Origin of the sequence: Streptomyces phytophilus (genome assembly GCF_013870535.1) — a bacterium.
GTDB classification, from domain to species: Bacteria; Actinomycetota; Actinomycetes; order Streptomycetales; family Streptomycetaceae; genus Streptomyces; species Streptomyces phytophilus.
On record NZ_JACBXC010000190.1, the window covers coordinates 1 to 7,420 of the forward strand.

5 protein-coding genes and 1 pseudogene are annotated in these 7,420 nt (G+C 73.0%); 2 read left to right on the plus strand and 4 right to left on the minus strand.

The window, feature by feature from the left end; genetic code table 11:
- The 4 genes and pseudogenes from H5J30_RS12025 to H5J30_RS12035 form a co-directional block, all read right to left on the minus strand.
- The coding region (locus tag H5J30_RS12025) for a histidine kinase (protein ID WP_181787426.1) at window positions 1-728 on the minus strand (728 nt) is incomplete at its 3' end.
- Window positions 729-845: 117 nt separating this feature from the next.
- Window positions 846-2,993 (minus strand): MMPL family transporter, encoded by a 2,148-nt coding sequence (locus H5J30_RS12030; protein ID WP_374100970.1) that lies wholly within the window; start codon window positions 2,991-2,993, stop codon window positions 846-848.
- A 136-nt stretch (window positions 2,994-3,129) separates the two neighbouring features.
- Window positions 3,130-3,382: pseudogene (locus H5J30_RS36625) on the minus strand (protealysin inhibitor emfourin).
- A 10-nt stretch (window positions 3,383-3,392) separates the two neighbouring features.
- Window positions 3,393-4,523 carry a M4 family metallopeptidase gene (locus H5J30_RS12035; protein ID WP_181787427.1) on the minus strand — a complete coding sequence of 377 codons (1,131 nt, stop codon included), beginning with the start codon at window positions 4,521-4,523 and terminating at the stop codon, window positions 3,393-3,395.
- 288 nt (window positions 4,524-4,811) lie between these two features.
- On the opposite strand from H5J30_RS12035, the gene leuA reads away from it, so the two are divergent.
- Together leuA and H5J30_RS12045 are read left to right on the plus strand one after the other, a co-directional pair.
- Window positions 4,812-6,578, plus strand: a complete 1,767-nt coding sequence (leuA, locus tag H5J30_RS12040; protein WP_181787428.1) for a 2-isopropylmalate synthase — start codon at window positions 4,812-4,814, stop codon at window positions 6,576-6,578.
- Window positions 6,579-6,812: 234 nt separating this feature from the next.
- Window positions 6,813-7,420: zinc ribbon domain-containing protein (locus tag H5J30_RS12045; RefSeq protein ID WP_181787429.1), on the plus strand; the 608-nt coding region annotated here is incomplete at its 3' end.

Below are 7,420 nucleotides of genomic sequence, written 5' to 3' on the forward strand. Positions count from 1 at the left end.
CGGCAGGTGCCGGCGATGCCGTCGAGGGCGTCCGCCAGCGCCGCACGGTCCAGCCGGCCGGGATCGGCGACCAGCAGATGGGCGGCCACCGACGTCTGCACGCCGATGAGGGTGATGCTGTGGGCCAGCAGGTCGTGCAGGTCCTGGGCGATGCGCAGCCGTTCCTCCGCGACCCGGCGGGCGGCGGTCTCCTCCCGGGTGCGCTCGGCGCGTTCGGCGCGTTCGACGATGGCGCCGACGTAGTTGCGGTGCACCCGCACCGCCTCGCCCAGCAGCGCCACCGACATGACCCAGCCAGAGGTGCGCAGCAGTTCCGCGCCCTGGTCGGCGCTGCGCAGCGTCAGCATGGTGACGGCGGCGACGACGAGGCCGCAGGTGACCAGCAGGGTGCGCAGCCGGGGCCCGGCGACGGCGAGGGAGTAGACGGCGACCATCATCGCGGGCGTCGGCGCGCTGTGGATGTTGTCCTGGATGTGGTACGGGGCCTCGGGGAGGACGGACAGCAGAAAGACGCCCATCGGGTAATGGCGGCGCCACGCCAGCACCCCCACCATGACGAACAGCAGCAGCCAGCCGGCGGCGTCCGGCCGGTGCGCGCTGGTCCCGACGCTGCCGAACAGCGCCAGGCACGCGACGACGGCGCCGACGAAGGCGGTGAACAGAACGTCCCGGCGCGTCGGCTTCTTCAGCCCCGCCGGCCAGGTCCTCGCTGACTGCATGGCCACCATCCTCGCCCACGGCTCCGCGGGCGCAACTCCTCGGTACGGGCAGGCCGTCCACGCGCCGCGAGGGGCACGTGGACGGCCGGTGCCGGGCGTACGGACCGTACGGCCGTGGCGGACGGGCTAGTTCACCGCCGCGCCCGCGGGTTCCGGCTCCTTCGGGGCGTCTTCTGCGGCGGGCGGGGCCTCCGCGCGTTTCGACAGCGGGCCCGGCCACCAGATCTTCTTGCCCAGCAGCCAGCTTGCGGACGTCACCAGGTAGGTGCGGACCAGGAACGTGTCCAGCAGGACGCCGACCGCGACGACGAACCCCAGCTCGAAGATCATCACCATCGGCATCGTCATCAGCACCGCGAACGTCGCCGCCAGCACCACGCCCGCCGAGGCGATGACGCCGCCGGTGCGGCGCAGCGCCGTGAGCGCCGCGGTGCGGGTGTCGGCGCCGCCCGTGGCCTCCTCGCGCATCCGGTGCAGCAGGAAGATCCCGTAGTCGACGCCCAGGGCCACGCCGAAGACGAAGGTGAGCAGGGCCAGTTCGCCGCCGATGCCCGGATAGCCCATGACCGGCTCGAAGACCAGGCCGCCGATGCCCATCGCCGCGCCCCACGACGCCACGACGGCCACCGTCAGCACCAGCGGCGCGACGATGCTGCGCAGCAGGGCGATGAGGATGACGAGGACGGCGGCCAGGGTGAGGGGGATGACGAGCTTGCGGTCCTTGGAGTTGGCGTCCGCCAGGTCCAGGGCCTCGGCGCTGGGGCCGCCGACGAGGGCGTCGGCGCCGTCGAGGGCGCCGAGTTCGGAGCGCAGGCCGGCGATCGTACGGTCCTCCCCCGCGGACTGCGGCGGGTCGGCGGCGTAGACGGTGATCTCGCTGAACCCGTTGCCGGAGCGGGCGATCTCCGCGGAGGCGACGCCCTCCACGCCCTGCGCCACCGACAGCGCCGCGTCCGCCCGCGCCTCGTCGGCGACGACGGTGATCGCCTGGGCGCCCTGCCCGGGATAGGCGTCCGACACCTTCTCCATCGCGGTGATCGACTCGGGCTTGTCGGTGAAGGCGTCCTCCTGCTTGAGGTTGCCCGGCAGGTTGAACGCGCCGAGCGCCAGCGCGCCCAGCAGCACCACGCCGCCGGCGAGGATCGCCACCGGGCGGCGGCCCACCGAGGAGCCCATCCGGTCGAAGAAGCCGCGCCGCTTGGGCTCGCTGCCCAGGGTGGGGACCAGCGGCCAGAAGATGCGGCGGCCGAAGAGCACCATCAGCGCCGGCAGCAGCGTCGTCATCACCGCCAGCGCGCACACCACGCCGACCGCGCCGACCGGGCCGAGGCCCGCGCTGGAGTTGAGGTCCGCGGCCAGCAGGCAGATCAGGCCCGCCGCGACCGTGCCGGAGGACGCGAGGATCGCCGGGCCGCAGCTGCGTACGGCCGTCAGCATCGCCGCCTGCGGATCGCTGGTGCGGCGCAGTTCCTCCCGGTACCGGGCGACGAGCAGCAGCGCGTAGTCGGTGCCCGCGCCGAAGATGAGCACTGTCATCACCGCGGAGCTCATCGAGGTGACGGTCAGGTCGAACGCCTGGATGAGGCCGTAGACGACGGCCATGGCGCTCAGCGACGCCACCCCCACGCACACCAGCGGCAGCAGCCACAGGAACGGGCTGCGGTAGGTGAGGATCAGCAGGATCGTCACGATGCCCGCCGTGGTGTACATCAGGGTGCCGTCGACCTCTTCGTAGACGGCCTCGGAGTCGGCCTGGATGCCGGCCGGGCCGCCGAGTTCGACGGACAGGCCCTCGGGGGGATCCGCGACGAGCTGCTCGCGGATCTCCTCGACGGCCGCCAGCTGGGCGTCCTCGTCGGGCAGTCCGACGACGGAGAACGGCACCATCAGGGTGCTGCCGTCCTCGGCGGGCACGGCCCGCGGCGTGCCGTCCCCGGCCAGTTCGTACCGGTCGGCGAGGCCGGCGGCGTGCTCGGCGGCGAGTTCGCGGTCGGCGGCGGTGATGCCGCCGTCGCGCTGGTAGACGAGGATCCCGGCGAGGGTGTCGCCGCCGGGCATCTCCTCGGCCGTCCGCGAGACCTGCGTCGAGTCCGCGCTGCCCGGCAGGTAGTCGACGGCCCGGTCGCGGGTCGCGTCGCCGAGCTTGCTGCCGAACGGCATGGCGAGCGCGAGGATCGCGACCCACAGGCCGAGGACGGCCCAGGGCAGCCAGCGGCGCCCGGCCCGGGGCGCCCGGCCGGATGGTGCTTCGGGTGGTGCGGATACGGCGCCCATGGCGGGCTCTCCCTCCGGGAAGCAACTGGACTGGCCCCAGCTTCCCCGGGGATCCCGCGCCGTTCTTCGCTCCCGGGTGCGAAACCTCGCCTACTGCGCGGGGTGTCCCGCGCCCTCCCGTGCTCCCCGGGGAGTACTACGCGCCCTCCTTCAGCACCGTCCTGACGATCTCGCGCTGGGCGCCGGTCAGCCGCGGGTCGGCGAAGTGGGCCGTGCGGCCGTCCGCCGTGACGCGGTACGCGAAGCCGTCCGGTACGCCCGCGGGCGTACCGGACGGCTTCGCGTACCAGGGCCTCCAGGCCGGCCGCGTCCGCGCGGCCGGCCGTGTCCAGGGTCGCCTCGCGGGTCAGGCCCGCGAAGCCCCCGGTGCGGGTGACGGTGATGCGCATGCCCCCACGCCTACCCCGCCTGCGGCGGCGCACCCTCGCGGGCCGGGGTCTGCCGCGGCACCGTGGCCTCCGCGTCGGTGGGCACGCCCACCTGCGACCACGCCGAGAGCACCGCGGCGCGCTCCGCGGCGTCGCCGTAGCGGGCCTCGGCGGCGGCGACGGTCGCGGCGGCGAACGCGGCGAAGTCGGCCGTGGTGGTCAGGGACCCGCCGGTCAGCACGTCGTACCAGATGCGGCCCGCGCGCTCCCAGGCGTTGCCGCCGAGGTCGGTCGCCAGCAGGTAGAAGGCGTGGTTGGGGATGCCCGAGTTGATGTGGACGCCGCCGTTGTCGGTGGAGGTGTCCACGTAGTCCGCCATCGTCGCCGGCTGCGGGTCCTTGCCGAGGACGTCGTCGTCGTAGGCGGTGCCGGGGGCCTTCATCGAGCGCAGCGCCTCGCCGCTCACGCCGGGGGCCAGGAGTTCGGCGCCGATGAGCCAGTCGGCGTCCGCGGCGGACTCGCCCTGGACGTACTGCTTGATGAGGGAGCCGAAGACGTCGGAGACCGACTCGTTGAGCGCCCCGGACTGGCCGAAGTACTCCAGGTTCGCGGTGTACTGCGTGACGCCGTGCGTCAGCTCGTGGCCGATGACGTCGACCGCGAGGGTGAAGTCGAGGAACACCTCGCCGTCGCCGTCGCCGAAGACCATCTGCTCGCCGTCCCAGAAGGCGTTGCCGTAGTCCTCGCCGTAGTGGACGGTCGCGTTCAGCGGCAGCCCCGCGCCGTCGATCGAGTTGCGCGCGAAGCCGCTGAGGAACAGCTCGAAGGTGGCGCCGAGGCCGTCGTAGGCGCGGTTGACGGTGGCGTCCTCGACGGCCTCCGCGCCCTCCTTGCGGACCTCGGTGCCGGGCAGGTCCTGGGTCTTCTCCGCGTCGTACACCGTGCGCTTCGGCTTCGCGTCCTCCTGCGCCGGCCGGGCGGCCGGCGGGGCGGCCGGGCCGCGCACGGTGGTGATGCGGCGGCGGGTGCGCTGCAGCGCGTCGCGCTCCAGGGTGCGGCGGGCGCGGGCGGACAGCGCCGGGTTGTCGGTACGCGCCAGCTTGTCCAGCATGTGCGGCGGCACGATCGTGCAGAACACGGGGGTACGTGAGATGGCGTCCATGCCCGCAATGTGTCACTGGGTAATCGACTTGTCACTCCCCGCAGCGGGTTGTTCGCGATTTCGGGTGGCGGGGGCCCGACCGGGCTCCACGCGGGGTCTCGCATCGTGATACTGATCGGCCGGCGCCGACGGGGCTGGGCTACTGTGGTCGGCATCGTGCGTTACGGGCTGCTTCTTCTTAGCCGCCGCGGCGAGGGTCTGCTGTCGTAGACCGACCCCCTCCCCGCGGAGTCCGGTGCTGCCACCCGTCGGTCGACGACCAGCTCGCGCGAAGGAGCCCACCCCGCCATGTCCCACCCCGGTAACGCCGTCGGCCGCGGCACGCCCGTCACCGCCGCCACCGTGCGCCAGCAGCCCTCCGGCATGCCCGTGCACCGCTACCGCCCGTACGACGCCGTCGACATCCCCGACCGCACCTGGCCCGGCAACCGCATCACGCAGGCCCCCCGGTGGCTGTCCACCGACCTGCGCGACGGCAACCAGGCCCTGATCGACCCCATGTCGCCGGCGCGGAAACGCGCCATGTTCGACCTCCTGGTACGCATGGGCTACAAGGAGATCGAGGTCGGCTTCCCCTCCTCCGGGCAGACCGACTTCGACTTCGTACGCTCCATCATCGAGGACGGCGCCATCCCCGAGGACGTGACGATCTCCGTCCTGACCCAGGCGCGCGAGGAGCTGATCGAGCGCACCGTCCAGTCGCTCCAGGGCGCCCACCGCGCCACCGTCCACCTGTACAACGCCACCGCGCCCGTCTGGCGCGAAGTCGTCTTCCGCGGCTCGCGCGACGCGGTGAAGCAGATCGCCGTCGACGGCACCCGGCTGGTCGTGGAGTACGCCGAGAAGCTGCTCGACGACCGCACCGTCTTCGGCTACCAGTACAGCCCGGAGATCTTCACCGACACCGAGCTGGACTTCGCGCTGGAGGTCTGCGAGGGCGTCATGGACGTCTGGCAGCCCGAGGACGGCCGCGAGATCATCCTCAACCTGCCGGCCACCGTGGAGCGCTCCACGCCCTCCACCCACGCCGACCGCTTCGAGTGGATGTCGCGGAACCTGACCCGCCGCGAGCACGTCTGCCTGTCCGTCCACCCGCACAACGACCGCGGCACCGCCGTCGCCGCCGCCGAGCTGGCGCTCATGGCCGGCGCCGACCGCATCGAGGGCTGCCTGTTCGGGCAGGGCGAGCGGACCGGCAACGTCGACCTCGTCACCCTGGGCATGAACCTGTTCTCGCAGGGCGTCGACCCGATGGTCGACTTCTCGCAGATCGACGAGATCCGGCGCACCTACGAGTACTGCAACCAGATGGGCGTCCACCCCCGCCACCCCTACGTCGGCGACCTCGTCTACACCGCCTTCTCCGGCTCCCACCAGGACGCCATCAAGAAGGGCTTCGAGGCGATGGAGGCCAGGGCCGAGCAGGCCGGCAAGCCCGTCGGGGAGCTGGAGTGGGCGGTGCCGTACCTGCCCATCGACCCCAAGGACGTGGGCCGCTCCTACGAGGCCGTCATCCGCGTCAACTCGCAGTCCGGCAAGGGCGGCGTGGCGTACGTGCTCCAGCACGACCACAGCCTCGACCTGCCGCGGCGCATGCAGGTGGAGTTCTCCCGGATCATCCAGACCAAGACCGACGCCGAGGGCGGCGAGGTCACCCCCGCGCAGATCTGGGACGTCTTCCGCGACGAGTACCTGCCCAACCCCGCCAACGCCTGGGGCCGCATCCAGCTCCGCGGCGGGCAGACGACGACCGACCGCGACGGCGTCGACACCCTCACCGTCCAGGCCGACGTCGACGGCGCCGGGACCACCCTCGTCGGCACCGGCAACGGCCCCATCTCCGCGTTCTTCCACGCCCTGCAGGGCGTCGGCATCGACGCCCGGCTCCTGGACTACCAGGAGCACACGATGAGCGAGGGCGCCAGCTCGCAGGCCGCCTCGTACATCGAGGTCGCCGTCGACGGCAAGGTGCTGTGGGGCATCGGCATCGACGCCAACACCACGCGCGCGTCGCTGAAGGCCGTCGTCTCCGCGGTCAACCGCGCCGCGCGCTGACCCCGGCGGCACACGCAGAGCACCCAGAGCACACGTACAGCACACGTACAGCACACGCACGGCACCCGGGAAGCACCCCCGGGAGCACCCCGGAGCGCCCGCCGCCCCGCGCCCCGTCCGACCGGACGGGGCGCGGGGCGCGGCTCGTTCGCACCGCCTCGACGTGCACGAGGGCTGACGATGTCGGCCGGTGTGGTTAGCATCACGTCAGCGCGGCAGCGTTGCCGAAGCGTGATGGAGGTCGACGTGACGCATATCCTCCGCCGGTTCGCCGGCGTGCGGACGTCCTGGCACACCGAGTCCGACGGTGAGTTCTTCTGCCCCGGCTGCGGCGGCGACCGCAACTACAGCCGGCGCACCGGCAGACGGCGGTTCACCGTCCTCGGCGTACCCGTGCTGCCGCGCGGCGCCGCCGGTCCCCTCGTCGAATGCGCGGACTGCGGCGGCCGCTTCGGCCTCACGTCCCTGGCGGAACCCACCTCCACGCGCTTCGCGCTGCTGCTGCGCGACGCCACCCACGCCGTCGCGCTCGCCGTCCTCCACGCCGGCGGCACCTCCTCCCACGCCGTCCGCTGCGCCGCCGTCACCGCGGTGCGCACCGCGGGGTACGACGACTGCACGGAGGAGCAGCTGCTGACGCTGCTGGCCGCCATCGAGGCCGACTCCGGCCGGATGCCCGACCTGTGCGCCGACCTCCCGCCGGAGCAGCGGAACTTCGAGGCGGAGCTGCGCGAGACGCTGGCGCCGCTGGCGCCGCACCTGGTGCCGGCGGGGCGGGAGTCGATCCTGCTCTCCGGCGCGCGCATCGCGCTCGCGGACGGGGCGTACACGCCGCCGGAGTG